Below are 18,214 nucleotides of genomic sequence, written 5' to 3'. Positions count from 1 at the left end.
TTTCTCACTCACGAGCCTGCACCGCCGGTCGCCGGCAGCCGTTCCCCGAACTCATTCTGGGCGAGCTCGAAAGCCTCGCCTCCGACCAGGAAGCGTGAGACCCCCCATGACTTCGTCCAGACAGGACCGCATCGCGGCACTTCCCGCCCACCTGCGGGAGAAGCTGCGGGCGCGGATGGCGGGCACGGCCGGCGCGACTCCGGAGATCCCGGCCGCCGACCGTTCCCGTCCCTTGCCGCTGTCGTCCGCCCAGCGCCGGCTGTGGTTCCTCAGCCGGCTGCGCCCGGACGACCCGGAGTACAACAGCGCCTTCGCCCTGCGCCTGACCGGGGCGCTCGACGTCGCTGCCCTGGCGACGGCGCTGACCGCGCTGGTCGCCCGGCACGAACCGCTGCGCACGACGTTCGCGGAGGTCGACGGCGAGCCCGTGCAGCGGATCGAGCCGCCGTACGAGGTCGTGCTGCCCGTCGTCGACGTCGACACCGGTGACCTGGACGCCGTGCTGCGGGCCGAGTACGCGAAGCCGTTCGACCTCGGGCGCGGGCCGCTGCTGCGCGCCCTGCTGGCGAAGCTCGGGACGGACGAACACGTCCTGCTGGTGAGCGTGCACCACATCACCACCGACGGTGCGTCGATGGGCGTGCTCACCTCGGACCTCGGCGTGCTCTACCGCGGCGGGGACCTGCCCGCGCAGGCGGTGCAGTACGCGGACTTCGCGGCTTGGCAGCACGAACGCCCGACACGGGCGGCCGGGCTGGCGCACTGGAAGCGGCAGCTCGACGGCGTCGTCCCGCTGGAGCTGCCCACCGACCACCCGCGGCCGGCCGCCAAGGGCACGGCGGGTGCGGTGACCGAGTTCGCCGTGCCGGACGACGTTTCCGCGCGGCTCGCCGAGCTGGCGCGGACGTCGGAGACCACGCTGTTCACCGTGCTGCTGGCCGCGAGCCAGGCGCTGTTCGCCCGGTGGTCCGGGCAGGACGACATCGCGCTCGGGACGGTCGTGCAGGGGCGCGACCGCCCGGAGCTGGAGCGGGTCGTCGGGTTCTTCGTCAACACCGTCGTGCTGCGCTCCACTGTGGACACCGAACGGCCCTTCGCCGCGCACCTGGGGGTGGCACGGCAGACTGTGCTGGACGCGTTCGCCCACGACGACGTGCCCTTCGACGAACTGGTCGGCACCACCCGCGACCCGGGCCGCAACCCGCTGTTCGACGTGATGGTGCTGCTGCACACCGCGATCGGCGGCGGGATCTCCCTGCCGGGACTGGCGGTCGAGGCGGTCGGCGTCGGGCGCGACTCGTCGAACTTCGACCTCACGGTGGAGTTCGAGGAGTCCGGCGGCCGGCTGGCCGGGCTGGTGGAGTACAGCACCGAGCTGTTCGACGCGCCCACGATCGACCGGCTCGTCACGCACCTCGAGCGGCTGCTGTCGGCGATCGCGGCGGACCCCGGCCGGCCGATCGCGGAGCTGCCGCTGATGACCGGGGCGGAGGAGCGGCGGCTGCTGGAGTGGGGGACCCGCACCGGCGACGTCCCCGCCGGCACCGTCGTCGACTCGCTCGACCACCACGCCCGCACCCGCCCCGACGCGACCGCGCTCGTCTGCGGCGCGACCCGGCTCACCTTCGCCGAACTGGCCGCCCGCACCGACGCCTTGGCCGCGGACCTCGCCGCCCGGGGCGCCGGGCCGGACCGGGTCGTCGCCGTGCTGCTGCCGCGGTCCGCCGACGCCATCGTCGCGCTGTTCGCCGTGCTCAAGGCCGGTGCCGTGCACCTCTCGATCGACCCCGGCCTGCCGCCGGAACGGATCCGGGTGCTGCTGGCCGACACCGACCCGGTCGTCGTCCTCGAAGACGTCACCGCCCCGGCAGGCACGTGCTCCCGGAGACCGCGCCCGGCCGACGCCGCCTACGTCATCCACACCTCCGGCTCGAGCGGGACCCCCAAGGGCGTCGTCGTCGAACACGCGGCGCTGATGAACCTGCTCGCCGACCACCGCACCGTCTTCGGCGGCGAACCCCTGCGCGTCGCCCTCACCGCGACGCTGTCCTTCGACACCTCCTGGGAAGGCCCGCTCCTGCTCGCCGACGGGCACGAGCTGCACCTGATCGACGACGAGACCCGCCTCGACCCGGCCGCGCTGACCCGGTACGTGCGCGCCGAGCGCGTCGACTTCCTCGACGTCACCCCCTCCTACCTGCGCCAGCTGCTCCCGGCCGGCCTGCTCACCGGCGAGCACCGGCCGCGGTTCCTCATGGTCGGTGGCGAAGCCCTCGCCGACGACCTCTGGCGCGAACTCGCCGCCGCGGACACCCGCGCGCACAACTACTACGGGCCCACCGAGTCCACTGTGGACGCCGCCCGCACGCTGATCGACGGCGAGCGGCCGGTGATCGGGCGGCCGCTCGGCAACGTCCGGGCGTACGTCCTCGACGAGCACCTCCGGCTCGTCCCGCCCGGCGTCCCCGGCGAACTCTGCCTCGCCGGTGCCCAGCTCGCGCGCGGCTACCTCGGCCGCCCGGGGCTGACCGCGGACCGGTTCACCGCCGACCCCTTCGGCGCGCCCGGGACCAGGCTCTACCGCACCGGCGACCGCGCGCGGTGGACCGCCGACGGGCAGCTGGAGCACCTCGGGCGCCTCGACGACCAGGTCAAGGTCCGCGGCTTCCGCATCGAACCCGGCGAAGTCGAAGCGGCGCTCCGGGCGCAACCCGGCGTAGCCGACGCCGCCGTGGACGCGCGCGGCGGGCGGCTCGTGGCCTACGTCGTCGGCACCACCGACGGCCTGCGCACCGCTCTGGGCCGGACCCTGCCCGCCCACCTCGTCCCGGCGGCCTTCGTCCCGCTCGACCGGCTGCCGCTCACCCGGCACGGCAAGCTGGACCGCCGCGCCCTGCCCGACCCCGAACTCGCCGCCGCCACCGAATACGTCGCCCCGCGCACCGAGCGGGAGCAGCTCGTCGCCGACGTCTGGGCGGAGGTCCTGGGCGTCGAGCGCGTCGGCGTCGACGACGACTTCTTCGACCTGGGCGGGGATTCCCTGCGCGGTATCCGCGTGGTCGCCCGGTTGCGGGACGCGCTCGGCACCGACGTCCCGGCCCGGCTGGTCTTCACCGCGCCGACCCCGGCCCGGCTGGCCGCCGAACTGCCCCACGCGGCGATCCCCGCCGAGCGGATCCCGCTCCTGCCGCGCGACGGCGGCCGCCTCGAAGCGCCGCTTTCCTTCGCGCAGCAACGGCTCTGGTTCCTCGACGAGTTCGAGCCGGGCAGCACCGAGTACGTCTCGCCGACCGCACTGAGGCTGCGCGGCGAACTGGACACCGCCGCGCTCGACCGGGCGTTCACCGCGCTGGTGGCCCGGCACGAATCCCTGCGCACGACGTTCGCCACGGTCGACGGCCACGGCGTCCAGATCGTCCACCCGCCGCACGCCGTGCGGGTGCCCGTGACCGACGGGGACCTGGACTCCGCGCTGGCCGGCGCGGCCGGGCCGGTGGACCTGCACACCGGGCCGCTGCTGCGGGTCGCGCTCACCCGGCTCGCCCCCGACGACCACGTGCTGACCCTGGTGCTGCACCACATCGTCACCGACGGCTGGTCCGCCGGCGTGCTGCTGGCCGAACTCGCCGCGCTCTACCGCGACGAGGAACTGCCGCCGTTGCCGATCCAGTACGCCGACTACGCGGTCTGGCAGCGCCGTCGCCTCGACGGCTCCGAGCTCGAAGGGCAGCTCAGCTACTGGCGCCACCGCCTCGACGGCGTCCCGGTGCTGGACCTGCCCACCGACCGGCCGCGCCCGGCGGTCCGCACGAAGAACGGTTCCCTGCACGAGTTCAGCATCCCGGCCGGGACCACCGCGCGCCTGCAGGAGCTGTCCCGCCGCCACGGCGGCACCCTCTTCATGACGCTGCTCGCCGCCTGCCAGCTCCTGTTCGCCCGCTGGTCCGGGCAGCGCGACATCGCGGTCGGCACCGTCGTCTCCGGCCGCGAGCGCACCGAACTCGAAGGCCTGGTCGGGTTCTTCGTCAACACCCTCGTCCTGCGGTCCACTGTGGACCTGAAGGCCGGCTTCGGCGAGTTCCTCGGCGGCGTCCGCGACACCGTGCTCGACGCGTTCGCCCACCAGGACGTCCCGTTCGACCGCGTCGTCGACGACCTGCAACCCGACCGCGACACCAGCCGCACCCCGCTGTGCCAGGCGATGGTCGTGCTGCACAACACCCCCGACGCGCGGCCGGCCATGCCCGGGCTCGACGTCGAGGAGCTGGCGCCGCCGGTCGTCACCGCGGGCTTCGACCTGATGGTCCACTTCCAGGAGACGGCCGGCCGGCTCGACGGCGTCGTCAACTACAACACCGACCTCTTCGACGCGGCCACGATCGAGCGGCTGACCGGCTGGTTGCACACCCTCCTCGACGGCATCGCCGCGACCCCGGACCGCCCGCTCGCCCGGCTGCCCTGGACCACCGCCGCCGACCGCGAGCTCGTCCTGACGCGGTGGAACCCGGCCGCGGTCGCCGCCGCGGAACCGACGTTGCCGGAGCTGTTCGCCGCGCAGGCCGCCCGCACGCCGGACGCCGTCGCGGTGACCAGCGGGCGCACCGAGCTGACGTACCGCGAGCTGGACCGGCGCGCGAACCGCCTCGCCCACCGGCTGATCGCCGAGGGGGCCGGGCCGGAGCGGCTGGTCGCGCTGCGGTTGCTGCGCTCGGCCGACCTCGTGGTGGCGGTGCTCGCCGTGCTCAAGGCCGGTGCCGGCTACCTGCCGATCGACCCCGCCTACCCGGCGGCGCGGATCGAGGCGATGCTGGCCGACGCGAACCCGGTGTGCGTCGTCGACAGCGTCGCCGCCGACGGGCGGCCCGACACCGATCCCGGGGTGCGCGTCGACCCCGGCAACACCGCCTACGTCATCTACACCTCGGGCTCGACCGGCGTGCCCAAGGGCGTGCTCGTCCCGCACGCCAACGTCACGCGCCTGTTCTCCTCGACCGCGCACTGGTTCGGGTTCGGCGAGCGGGACGTCTGGACGCTGTTCCACTCCTACGCCTTCGACTTCTCGGTGTGGGAGCTGTGGGGCGCGCTGCTGCACGGCGGCCGGCTCGTCGTCGTGCCCGCCGACACCGTCCGCTCGCCCGAGGACTTCCTCGCGCTGCTGGCCGAGCAGCGGGTGACCGTGCTCAACCAGACGCCCTCGGCGTTCTACCGGCTGGGCACGCTGCCGTCCCCGCCGCTGAGCCTGCGGTACGTGGTCTTCGGCGGCGAAGCGCTGGACGCGTCCCGGCTCGCCGACTGGCGGCGGCGGCACCCCGGCGGCCCGCGGCTGGTGAACATGTACGGCATCACCGAAACCACCGTGCACGTCACCCACCGGGTGCTCGACGAGCACGGTCCGGCCACCGCCGGCGTGCCGATCCCGGACCTGCGCGCGTACGTCCTCGACGCCGATCTCGGGCCGGTCCCGCCCGGCGTCACCGGCGAGCTGTACGTCGCCGGCGCGGGCCTGGCCCGCGGCTACCTGAACCGGGCGGGCCTGACGGCGTCCCGGTTCCTCGCCGACCCGTTCGGCGCGCCCGGCACGCGGATGTACCGCACCGGCGACCTGCTGCGCTGGACCGGCGGCGGCGAGCTGGACTACCGCGGCCGCGCCGACCAGCAGGTGAAGATCCGCGGCTTCCGCATCGAACTCGGCGAGGTCGAGGCGGCGCTGAGCGCGCACCCCGACGTCACCGGGGCGGCCGTGCTCGCCCACGGCACCGGCGACGCGCGCCGGCTCGTCGCCTACCTCACCGGCGCCGTCCCCGGCACGACGGCGTTGCGGGAGTTCCTCGCGCGGTCGTTGCCCGCGCACATGGTCCCGGCGGTGTTCGTGCCGCTGGAGAAGCTGCCGCTCAACGCCAACGGCAAGCTCGACCAGCGCGCGCTGCCCGAGCCGGGTGCGCGCACCGAAACCCGGTACGTGGCCCCGCGCACGGACGTCGAGACGACGCTCACCGGCGTGTGGTCGGCGGTGCTCGGCGTCGACCGGGTCGGCGTCGAGGACAACTTCTTCGGCCTGGGCGGTGACTCGATCCTCAGCATCCAGGTCGTCGCCCGGGCCCGGCAGGCCGGGCTGACGGTGTCGTCGAAAGACCTCTTCCGGCACCAGACCATCGCCGAGCTGGCCCGCGTCGTCACCGCGGGTGCCCCGGTGGCACCCGCACCGGAGGAACCGCGCGGCCCCGCGCCGCTCGGCCCCATCCAGTCGTGGCTGTTCGAGCACCTGGCCGAACCGTGGCGGCTCACCATGTCCGTCCACCTCGTACTGTCCTCCGTGGACGTTCCCGCGCTGGTTTCCGCGCTGCGCCGCGTCGCCGAGCGGCACGACGCCCTGCGGATGCGGTTCTCCCGCGGTGACGGCGGCTGGACGCAGGAGCCCGCCGGAACCGAAGACGCCGACGTGCTGCGGCACGTCGATCTGTCCGAAGTGGACGACGTGCCCGCTGCCCTGCACGCCGAAGCGCTGCGTGCGCAGACGTCGCTCGACATCGTCGCCGGGCCGGTGTGGCGCGCGGTGCTGTTCACCTTCGCCGACCGCCCGCCGCAGCTGTTCCTGACCGCGCACCACCTGGTCATGGACGGCGTCTCGTGGCGCATCCTGCTCGCGGACCTCGACCGCGCCTACCACGGCGAAGCACTGGAACCGGTCGGTACGTCCTTCACGCACTGGGCCCGCACCCTGGCCGCGCACGCGAAACTGGGACACCTCGACAACCAGGTCGAGTACTGGGAAACTGCTCTGCGCGAGGCGCCGCCGGAACTCCCGGTCGACCGGTCCGGCCGCGCCACCACCCGATCGGGGCGCGCGGTCTCGGTGTCACTTGGCCGGACCGAGACCGCGGCGCTCCTCCAGGACGTGCCCTCGGCGTACCGGACCGAGGTCAACGACGTCCTGCTGAGCGCGCTCGGCCGCGTACTCGCCCGCTGGACCGGCCGCGAGCGCGTCCTGGTCGCGATGGAGGGCCACGGCCGCGAGGAAATCTCGGCACCGCACGAACTGTCCCGCACGATCGGCTGGTTCACCGCCCAGTACCCGCTGGCCCTCACCGTGCCCGGCAGTGACTGGGGCGAGGTCCTCAAGACCGTCAAGGAACAGCTGCGCGCGGTCCCCGACAAGGGCGCCGGCTACGAAGCCCTGCGCTACCTGGGCGACGCCGGCTTCCGCGACCACCCCGCACCGCGGATCTCGTTCAACTACCACGGCCGCTGGGACGTCGGGAGCGACGACGACGGCTGGTACCGCGGCCGGGGCGAGAGCCTCGGGCACGACGTCGACCCGGACGCCACCCGGCCCTACCTGCTCGACGTCATCGGCGTCGTCGAGGGCGGCGAGCTGCACCTGACCTGGGAGTACTCGACCGAAGTCCACGACGAGAGCACGGTCCGCGCGCTCGCCGACGAGACCTTGGACGCCCTGCGCGGCATCATCGGCCACTGCGCCGAGGCGGGCGGGCGCACGCCGTCGGACTTCCCGCTGGCCCGGCTCGACCAGGCCGGTGTCGACCGCTTGGCGGGCGACGGCCGCGACGTCGAGGACATCTACCCGCTCACCCCGCTGCAGGCCGGCATGCTGTTCCACAGCCTGGTCGACCAGGGCTCGAACGCCTACTTCGACCAGTTCCGGCTGCGGCTGGCGGGCGTCGGCGACCCGGCCGCGCTCGCCGAGGCGTGGCAGCGGGTCGTCGACCGCACGCCGATCCTGCGCACCAGCACCGTGTGGGACGGCGTCGAGGAACCGCTCCAGCGCGTCCACCGCGACGTGCGCGTGCCGGTCACGCACCACGACTGGCGCGGCCGCACCCCGGCCGAGCTGGAGACCGGGCTGGCGGACCTGCTGGCCGCCGACCTGGCCGCGGGCATGGACCTGACCGCGCCGCCGCTGATGCGCCTGGCCATCGCCCGGCTCACCGACGACGAGGTCCAGCTGCTGTGGACCTCGCACCACGTCCTGCTCGACGGCTGGAGCACCGCGCAGGTGTTCGGCGAGGTCGTCGAGCAGTACGCGGCGATCGCCGACGGCCGGGCCGCGCGGCTGGTGCCCCGCCGTCCGTTCCGCGACTACCTCGGCTGGCTCGCCGAGCAGGACCGCCGTGAGGCCGAAGACCACTGGCGTGAAGCACTCGCCGGGTTCACCACGCCGACGCCGCTGCCGTACGACCGGCGCCCGCTCGAAGCTCACCGCGCCGAGTCCGCGGACGCGGTGCTCGTCGAGCTCACCCCGGAGGAGTCGGCCGGCGTGCACGCCGCGGCGAAGGCCGCCGCGCTGACCGTGAACACCGTCGTGCAAGGCGCGTGGGCGGTCCTGCTGGCCCGCTACGCCGGGGAATCCGACGTCCTGTTCGGCACCACCGTGTCCGGCCGCCCGGAGAACCTGCCGGGTGTCGAGGCGATGATCGGCATGTTCATCAACACCGTGCCGACCCGCGTGGAAGTCCGAAGTGGACAGCCGGTGGCCGGGTGGCTGCGCGAGCTGCAGGCGGCGCAGGCCGAGGCCCGCCGCCACGACTTCCTGGCGCTGTCCCAGGTGCAGGCGTTCACCGGGGTCCCGGCGGGCACCGCGCTGTTCGACAGCGTCGTGGTGTTCGAGAACTACCCGATCGAGGACAGCGGGCAGGACGGCGTCCGCGTGGTCGACGTCGATTCCCTCGACACCACGAGCTTCCCGCTGAACCTGACCGCGTACCTGCACGACCGGCTGGGCCTGGAACTGTCCTACGACCCCCGGTTGTTCGACGAGGCCACCGCGCGGCGGCTGGCCGGGCAGCTCGCCGGGCTCGTCCGCGCCTTCGCCGCCGACCCGGAAGGCCGGCTCGGCGCGCTGTCGTCGCTGACCGCCGCCGAGCGGCACGACCTGCTGACGTGGGGCCGTGGTGAGCCGCGGGAGGTTCCCGAGGGCACGATCCTCGACGTCTTCGAGGCGACCGCCGCCCGCGTCCCGCACGAGACCGCGCTCGTCTTCCGCGACACCGTCCTGGACTTCGCCGAGGTCGACGCGCGAGCCACCCGCCTGGCGCGGGAGCTGGTCGCCCGGGGAGCGGGGCCGGAGCGGGTGGTCGCGGTCGCACTGCCGCGCTCGGCCGACGCCGTCATCGCCGTGCTGGCGATCTTCAAGGCGGGCGCGGTGTACCTGCCGATCGACCCGGACCTGCCCGAAGAACGCGTGCGGTTCCTGCTCGAAGACGCGCGCCCGGCGGTCGTCCTCGGCCGCCCCGTTGACCCTGCAGTCCCGGCACTCCCGCCGGCACCGGGGCGGGCGAGCGCCGACACGGCCGCGTACGTCATCTACACCTCCGGCTCGACCGGCACGCCCAAGGGCGTCGTGGTCGAGCACCGCGCACTGGTGAACCTCCTGGCCGCCCACCGCGGTGGCTTCTTCGGCCGGTCGCGGCAGCGGTTCGCGCTCACCGCGTCCCTGTCCTTCGACACCTCGTGGGAAGGGCTGCTGGCGCTGGCCGACGGGCACGAGCTGCACGTGCTCGACGACGACACCCGGCTCGACCCGGCGGCCGCCGTCCGCTACCTGCACGGGCACCGGATCGACCTGCTCGACCTCACCCCGGCCTACCTGCGCCAGCTCGTGGACGCCGGGCTGCTGACCGGGGACCACCGGCCGGGCACGGTGATGGTCGGCGGCGAGGCGACCGGCGAGGCGCTCTGGCGGGAGCTGGCCGCGTCCGGCGTGACCTGCCTCAACTACTACGGCCCGACCGAAGTGACCGTCGACGCCGTGCACGAGCCGGTGACCGGGGACCGGCCGCTGATCGGGCGGCCGCTGCCGAACCTGGCCGCGTACGTGCTCGACGCCGACGGCGAACCGGTGCCCGCGGGGGTGCCGGGGGAGCTGTTCCTCGCCGGGCCCCAGCTCGCCCGCGGCTACCTCGGCCGCCCGGGGCTGACCGCGGACCGGTTCGTGGCCGATCCCTTCGGCCCGCCCGGGGGCCGGATGTACCGCACCGGCGACCGCGTCCGCTGGACCGGCGACGGCCGGCTCGACTACCTCGGCCGCGTCGACGACCAGGTCAAGATCCGCGGCTTCCGCGTCGAACCCGGCGAGGTCGAAGCGGTCCTGCGCCGGCACCCGGCGGTCGCCGACACCACCGTGGCCGCCCGCGACGGCCGGCTCGTCGCCTACGTCGTCGGCGAGACCGGCGGCCTGCGCGACTGGCTGCGCGACCGGCTGCCCGGCCACCTCGTGCCGACGGCGTACGTGTCACTGGACGCGTTGCCGCTGACCCGCAACGGCAAGGTCGACCGCCGCGCGCTGCCCGCGCCCGGCCTCGACGCGACGAGGGAGTTCGTGGCCCCGCGGACGGAAACCGAACGGCGGCTGGCCGCGATCTGGGCCGGCGTGCTCGGCCTCGACCGGGTGGGCGTCACCGACAGCTTCTTCGAGCTGGGCGGCGACTCCCTGCTCAGCATGAAGATCACCTCGCGGGTGCGCGCCGAACTCGGCGTCGAGGTCTCGCCGCGCGTGCTGTTCACCGCGCCGACGCTGGGCGGGTTCGCCGCCGCGCTGCCGGCCGGGCCGTCCGCGGTCGAGCCGATCCCGGTCGTCGCCCGCGACGGCGCCCTGCCGCTTTCCTTCGCCCAGCAGCGGTTGTGGTTCCTCGACGAGTTCGAACCCGGCGGCACCGAGTACCTGTCGCCCACGGCGTTGCTGCTGCGCGGCGACCTCGACGTCGAGGCGCTGCGGCGGGCGCTGGACACGCTGGTCGCGCGGCACGAGTCGCTGCGCACGACGTTCGGCGCGGTCGACGGCCGCGGCGTCCAGTACGTGGGGGAGCCGTACGCGGTCGACCTGCCCGTCGAGGAGTTCGACGAGGACGCGCTCGCGCGGGAAGCCCTGCGGCCGTTCGACCTGCGCACCGGCCCGGTGCTGCGGGCACGGCTGTTCCGGCGGTCGCCCGGCGAGCACGTGCTCCTGCTGGCGATGCACCACATCGTCACCGACGGCTGGTCGGCCGGGGTGCTGGCCACCGAGCTCGACACCTGCTACGCGGCCCACCTCCGCGGCGACGAGCCGGACCTGCCGCCGTTGCCGGTGCAGTACGCGGACTTCGCGGCCTGGCACCGCGACCGGCCCGAGCCGGCCGAGCAGCTGGGCTTCTGGCGGGACCGGCTGGCCGGGCTCGCCCCGCTGGAGCTGCCCACCGACCGGCCGCGCCCGGCCGTGCGCACCACGGAAGGGGAGTGGCTCGGCTTCGACGTCCCGGCCGGCGTCGCCGCGAAACTGCGTGAGCTGGCGAGTGCCCAGGGCGGCACGCTGTTCATGACGCTCGTGGCCGCCTGCCAGGTGCTGCTGGCCCAGTGGGCCGGGCAGGACGACGTCGCCGTCGGCACGGTCACGGCCGGGCGGGACCGCGCCGAACTGGAGCGGCTCGTCGGGTTCTTCGTCGGGACGCTGACCCTGCGCTCCACAGTGGACACCCGCCGCACCTTCCGGGAGTTCGTGGCCGGGGTGCGCGAGACCGTGCTGGACGCGTTCGCACACCAGGACGTGCCGTTCGAGCAGGTGGTGGACGCGGTGCAGCCGGTCCGCGACCCGAGCCGGACCCCGCTGTTCCAGGCGATGGTCGTGCTGCAGAACACCGGTGACCGGCCCGGCGGCGGCACGCTCGTCGCGGGCGAGGTCGCGCTGCCGGCGGTGTCGGCGCCGTTCGACCTGCTCGTGCAGTTCGAGGACGACGGCGGTGCGCTGACCGGCGCGGTCAACTACAACACCGGCCTGTTCGAAGCGGCGACCATCGACCGGCTGGTGGCCCGCCTGCGGACGCTGCTGACCGCGCTCGTCGCCGAACCGGACCGCCCGATGGCGACGCTCGCGCCGCTGCCCGCGGCCGAAGCGGACCGGTTGCGCGCCTGGAACGACACCGCGCGGGCGGTCCCGCCGGCGTCGCTGGCGGAGCTGGTCGAGGCGCAGGCGGACCGCACGCCGGACGCGGCCGCGCTGGTGTCGGAAGACGAGGCGGTGACCTTCGCGGAGCTGAACGCGCGGGCGAACCGGCTGGCCCGGCTGCTCGCCGAGCGCGGCGCGGGCCCGGAGCGGGTCGTCGCCGTGCGGCTGCCGCGGTCGGTCGCGCTGGTCGTGACCGAACTCGCCGTGGCGAAGACGGGGGCCGCGTTCCTGCCGGTCGATCCCGGCTACCCGGCCGAGCGGATCCGGTTCATGCTCGAGGACGCCCGCCCGGTCTTCGTGGTCGACGCCGGGCTCGACGTGCCGGGCTACCCGGACACGAACCTCGGCCGGCCGGCCGACCCCGATTCACCGGCGTACGTGATCTACACGTCCGGCTCGACCGGGCGGCCCAAGGGCGTCGTCGTCACCCACCGCGGGCTGGCGTCGTTCTCCGCCGCCGAGATCGAGCACTGCGACGTGCGCGCCGGGGACCGGGTGCTCGCGTTCAGCTCGCCGAGCTTCGACGCGTCGATCCTGGAGCTGTGCCTCTCGCTGCCCGCCGGGGCGGCGCTGGTCGTGCCGCCGGAGGGCCCGTTGCTCGGCGACCAGCTGGCGGATGTCCTGCGGCAGCGGGGGATCACGCACGCGCTGATCCCGCCGGTCGCGCTGGCGACCGTGCCCGACGTGGCCCTGCCGGACTTCCGCACGCTGCTCGTCGGCGGCGACGCGTGCCCGGCCGAGCTGGTGGCGCGGTGGGCGCCGGGCCGCCGGATGATCAACGCGTACGGCCCGACCGAGGCCACCGTCGTCACCTCGTGGAGCGGGCCGCTCGAACCGGGCGGCACCCCGCCGATCGGGCGGCCGATCGCGAACACCGCGGTGCACGTCCTGGACGCGGCGCTGCGGCCGGTGCCGATCGGGACGCCCGGCGAGCTGTACGTCAGCGGGGCCGGCCTGGCGCGGGGCTACCTGGACCGGCCGGGCCTGACCGCGGACCGGTTCGTCGCGAACCCCTTCGGCGAGCCGGGGTCCCGGATGTACCGGACCGGCGACGTCGTCCGCTGGACGGCCGCCGGGGAGCTGTGGTTCGCCGGGCGCGTCGACGAGCAGGTCAAGATCCGCGGGTTCAGGGTGGAGCTCGGCGAGATCGAGGCGGCGCTGCGGCGGCATCCGGACGTGCGGGAAGCCGTCGTGGTCGCCCGGGAGTTCGACGGGCACAAGCGGCTCGTCGCCTACGTCGTCGGCGAGGTGGCCGAGTTGCGCACGCACCTGGGCGATTCGCTGCCGGACTACCTGGTGCCGTCGGTGTTCGTGCCGCTCGACGCCGTGCCGGTGACGGCGAACGGGAAGGTCGACCGCGCGGCGCTGCCGGAGCCGGACCTCACGGCGGTGCCGACCGCGGAGTTCGTGGCCCCGCGCACGGACGTCGAGTCGACGCTCGCGGGGGTGTGGTCGGCGGTGCTCGGCCTGCCCCGGGTCGGCGTCACGGACAACTTCTTCGAGCTCGGCGGGGATTCGATCCTCGCCATCCAGGTCGTGCACCGGACGCGGCAGGCCGGGCTGGCGATGCGGTCGAAGGACCTGTTCACCCACCAGACGGTCGCCGAGCTGGCCACGGTCGTGCACGCGGCCGAGGACGCGGTCGAGGAGCGGGTGGCCGTCGTCGGCGACGTCCCGCTGACGCCGATCCAGCAGTGGTTCTTCGCCTCGGAGCCGGCGAACCCGGCGCACTTCAACCAGTCCGTGCTCGTGGAGCTGGCCGGCCCGGTGGACGAGGAAGCGTTGCGGCAGGCGCTCGACGAGGTGATCGCGCACCACGACGCTCTGCGGTTGCGCTTCGAGCGGACCGCCGACGGCTGGACGCAGCACAACGCGCCGGTGGAGGCGGGAGCCGCGCTGCGCGTGGTCCCCGCGGCGGACCTCGAGCGGGCCGCCGACGAGGCGCAGGCGAGCTTCGACCTCGCGCACCCGCCCCAGCTGCGCGCGCTGCTGTCCGACGACGACGATCCGCGGCTGTTCCTGGCCGCGCACCACCTCGTCGTCGACGCGGTGTCGTGGGGCATCCTGCTGGAGGACCTGGAGCGGGCGTACCGGCAGATCCAGGCGGGGGAGAAGGCCGACCTCGGCCCGAAGACGACGTCGTTCCGCGACTGGGCGCACCGGCTGCGGGAGTTCACCGAGGCCGGTGGCCTCGACGGCGAACGCGAGCACTGGGCACGTGACCTGCCGGGCTGCGCGATCCCCCGAGACCGGACCGCGTCTCCACCGGGCGCACCGGATCTGGTGACGGTCGGCATCGACGAGCGGGCGACGGATGCGTTGCTGCACTTGGCGCCCGGTGCGTACCGGACGCGCATCAACGACGTCCTGCTCGCGGCGCTGGCCCGCGCGCTCACCCGCTGGACGGGCGAGCCGGCCGTGTCGGTCGACCTGGAGGGGCACGGGCGCGAGGAAATCCTCGAGGGCGCGGACCTGTCGCGGACCGTCGGCTGGTTCACGACGCTGTTCCCGGTGGCGCTGACGGTGGACCCGGCGGCGGGGTGGCGTGACCTCGTGAAGGCGGTCCGGCGGCAGCTGCGGGCGGTGCCGGGCAACGGGTTCGGGTTCGGGGCGTTGCGGTGCTATCGCGACCCTTCGCTCGGCGCGCGGACCCCGGAGGTGGCGTTCAACTACCTGGGGCAGGGCGACCACGCGGGGGAGGGGGACGGGTTGTACCTGCGCGCCCACCCGCCGATCGGCCGCGAGCAGGACCCGGCGAACCGGCCACCGCACGTGCTGGAGGTGGTCGGCGGCGTGCGGGACGGGCGGCTGGAGTTCTCGTGGTTCTACCGCCCGGACCTGCACGAGCGGGCGACGGTGACGGCGGTGGCGACCGACTTCGCCGCCGCACTGCGAGCCATCGCGGCCGACTGCCGAGGAGACCGCCCGTGACCCGCGGCGACCACTTGCCGGGCCAGGCTGCGGACGGCACCGACCCGGCCGCGCCAACCGGCGGCGCTGCTCGCGGCCACAGCAGCGACGGCAGCGGTTCCGGTGTCGCACCTGACCGCGCCGCTGGCGATCGCGGCCGCCCGCCGACCCAGCCTCGCCTCGGGGACAGCGGCCGCACCGCGGGCGCCGGTGGTGGCGCGACCGCCGGCGCCCGAGGTGCGGGCGATCGTGGCCGGTCGTCGGTCCCCGTCCGGCTCGGGGGGAACCGGGACTACCGGCTGCTCTGGACCGGGCAGGTCGTCTCCGAAGCCGGGTTCAGCACCACCATGATCGCGTTCCCCCTGCTCGTGCTGGCGCTGACCGGCTCCGCCGCGCAATCAGGTCTCGTCGTCGGTGCGGTCGCGATCGCGCAGCTCGTCGCGGGCCTGCCCGCCGGGGCGCTGGTCGATCGGTGGCCGCGCAAGCTGGTCATGCTCGCGTGTGAAGCGGTGCAAGCCGTTGCGGCCGCGGGGCTCGTGCTCGCTCTCTGGTGGGGCGGGGCCGGCGTGGGGCTGCTGGTCGTCGTCGCCGTTGTGATGGGCGTGTGCCGTGCGCTGTTCGAACCGGCGGAAGAGGCGAGCCTGCCGCGGCTGGTGGCCGACGAACAGGTGCCGGCCGCGGTCGCGATGAACGCGGCGCGGACCAGTGCCGGGCAGCTGTCGGGCACCGCGCTCGGCGGGTTCCTGTTCGCCGTGGGGCGGCTGGTGCCGTTCGCCTTCGACGTGGTCGCGCACGTGTTCGCGTTCGTGTCGCTGGTGTTCGTGCGGCTGCCGGGCCGTCCCGCGCCGGCCGAGCGGGCGCCCGCGCACCTGGGGCGGGAGATCCTCGAAGGGCTGCGGTGGGTGTGGCAGCAGCCGCGGCTGCGCGTCACGGTCTTCTGCGTGGTGAGCCTGAACCTGTTCTTCTCCGCCTACTACCTGGTGATCATCGTGCTGGCGAACGAGCGCGGCGTGCCGTCCGGCGAAATCGGCGTGATGGCGGCGATGCTCGGCGCGGGCGGGATCCTCGGCGCGCTGGCGGCGCCGTACCTGCACCGCAAGCTCAGCCCGTACGTGCTGATCGCCGGGGTGTTCTGGGCGCTGACGGTGCTGACCCCGCTCGCGGTGTTCGTCCACAGTGGATACGTGATGGGCGCGCTGTTCGCCGTGATCGCGTTCCTGCCGCCGGCGGCCAACACGACGATCAGCACCTACCAGCTCCTGTTCACCCCCGACCACCTCCGCGGCCGCCTCGGCGGGGTCCTCGGCGTGACGGGCGGCCTAGCGGCGGCGCTCGGCCCGGCACTGGGCGGCTGGCTGGTGGAGGCCCTCCCCGGCCCGGCGGCGGTCCTGACCTGCGCGGCCGCCATCGCGGTGGTCACCCTCCTGACGACGTTCAGCGGCACCCTCCGCGGTTTCCCCGCGGTGGCGCAGCTGCGCGAGCTCGAAGAAACCCCCAACCCGTAACAGAAAGGAACCCCGATGGACGACAACACCACCTTCCAGGTCCTGGTCAACGACGAAGAGCAGTACTCGCTCTGGCCGGCGGACAAGGAGGTACCGGCGGGCTGGCGCCCGGACGGCACGACGGGCACCCGCCAGGAGTGCATGGACCACGTGGACGAGGTCTGGACGGACATGCGCCCCCGCAGCCTCCGCGACCGCATGGCGGCGCAGTAGCCGGACAGCTTGGCGGCGGCTGGCTGACAGCGCCGCGAAGGTGCGGCGGCGCAGTAGCCCGACAGCTCCGGCCGGGGCGGTTCCCGAGGTGGGGACCGCCCCGGCCGGTTTGCCGCGCCGCCGCCCGCGCCGGTACTTCGGCGGCGAGCCGACCGGGGCGAACCCGGCGCCGTCGATGAGCCCCTTGCCGCTGGGCGCGACCCGGCGCGGTCGCGGACTTCCGCCTGTTCGGCCGGGCATCGGGAACCGGCGGTGAATCGTTGTCGACCGATTCCCGGCCGGGCGGGGTTAAACTGTCCGGCTATCGACCCGTCGCCGGAGGGGGAAAGCCATGCCCGCCGTTTTCATTTCGCACTCGTCGGCGAACAAGACGTTCGTCAAGCGCCTGGCGATGGACCTGGCCCAGCGCGGTTTCGAGGTGTGGTACGACGAATGGCGACTGGACGTCGGCGCCCGGCTGACCGAGACGATCCGCGCGAGCCTGGGTGCGTCGTCGTTCGTGCTGGTGGCCATGTCGGCCGAGATGCTGGCGTCGGACTGGGTGAAGCGGGAGATCGACCAGGCCCTCGAAATCGAGCGCACCGAAAAGCGGGACATCATCCTGCCGGTACGGTTGGACGATTCCGAACTCCCCGCCAGTCTCGCCAACCGGTTGTACGCGGATTTCTCCCAGGGCGGTTATTTGCCTTCACTGCAGACGTTGTGCACCCAATTGCACCGGCAGCTCGACGGGCTCCCGGCCGGCCTCGAGCCGCACCGGGAAATCATCCCGCTGTTCGTCACCCGCGAGGTCGACCTCGACGTCGTCCAGCTCGAAGAGCGCGTCGCCCAGCTGGTGGCCCGCCACGGGACCGGGTACCCGGTCGACGCGACCCAGTTCCGGCTGCCCGACGAGCCGGAGTACCGGATGCTGCGGCGCCGGATGCTCGACCGGCTGGAGAACCTGAAGGAGGACCCGTACTACACGGCGGACTTCGCGATCGACTTCCGCCACCGCTACGCGGCCGTGCTGCGGGACGAAGAAGCGTTGCTGCGCAACCTGGCCACACTGGTGAGCCGGCGCGGCATCGCCGGTGGCCGCTTCGCGTTCGCGACCGAATCGTACCGCTGGTACTGGAAGCTGATGCGCACCCGGATCTTGTCGGCGCTCTGCACGATGCAGAACCCCGACCTGCCGAAGTCCGACCAGGTCGGCTACGACGCGACCCGGATGGACAGCCGCACGGAGGCCGTCTACGGCGTCGCCCGGACGGCGGGGGTCCACGTCATCGACCCGGTCACGCACGACTACTACTCGGTCGACATCGACGCGGCCTCCGGCCTGGTCCGCGATTGGGAGAGCACGTACTACGCGGGCCCGGAACGGCTGATGGCGTCGGGGGAGATCGACATGCTGGCGAAGTGGGTCATCCCGCAGGCGCTGGTGCACGAGGGCAAGTTCGAGCACTGGGACGCGGCCGACAGGCTGCTGATCGGCCTCCGCTGAGCCCTACGCCGTCGCGGTGGCGGCCGCCCTGACGGGTGGCGGGTCGGGTTCCGCGGGTCGCCGGGTGGCGGGCCGCGGGAGGGGCTGCGGCGCGGATTGGCGCAGCCCTGGCGATCGAGAGGTCCGGCGCGCCGATCGCTGGGGCGGCGGTCGTGGTGCGGCGCC

At 74.1% G+C, this 18,214-nt stretch carries 4 protein-coding genes; all 4 read left to right on the top strand.

Annotated elements, in window-relative coordinates; translation table 11 throughout:
- The first annotated feature begins 106 nt into the window (after nucleotides 1-106).
- The 4 genes from ACLJQM_RS37705 (at nucleotide 107) to ACLJQM_RS37690 (ending at nucleotide 18,049) form a co-directional block, all read left to right on the top strand.
- Complete coding sequence (locus ACLJQM_RS37705; RefSeq protein ID WP_410635100.1) at nucleotides 107-14,866, top strand: non-ribosomal peptide synthase/polyketide synthase; 14,760 nt, start codon at nucleotides 107-109, stop codon at nucleotides 14,864-14,866.
- Nucleotides 14,863-16,350 (top strand): MFS transporter, encoded by a 1,488-nt coding sequence (locus ACLJQM_RS37700; RefSeq protein WP_360776941.1) that lies wholly within the window; start codon nucleotides 14,863-14,865, stop codon nucleotides 16,348-16,350. Before ACLJQM_RS37705 ends, ACLJQM_RS37700 begins: the two co-directional genes overlap by 4 nt.
- Nucleotides 16,351-16,365: 15 nt before the next feature.
- On the top strand, nucleotides 16,366-16,563 hold the full coding sequence (locus tag ACLJQM_RS37695; RefSeq protein WP_247022792.1) for an MbtH family protein: 198 nt from the start codon (nucleotides 16,366-16,368) through the stop codon (nucleotides 16,561-16,563).
- Between the two features lie 331 nt (nucleotides 16,564-16,894).
- On the top strand, nucleotides 16,895-18,049 hold the full coding sequence (locus ACLJQM_RS37690; RefSeq protein ID WP_360776942.1) for a toll/interleukin-1 receptor domain-containing protein: 1,155 nt from the start codon (nucleotides 16,895-16,897) through the stop codon (nucleotides 18,047-18,049).
- Nucleotides 18,050-18,214 lie beyond the last annotated feature (165 nt).

The sequence above is a fragment of the Amycolatopsis sp. cmx-4-83 genome, assembly GCF_046548815.1.
Lineage (GTDB): Bacteria > Actinomycetota > Actinomycetes > Mycobacteriales > Pseudonocardiaceae > Amycolatopsis > Amycolatopsis pretoriensis_A.
This window is presented reverse-complemented; position numbering and strand designations above follow the sequence as displayed.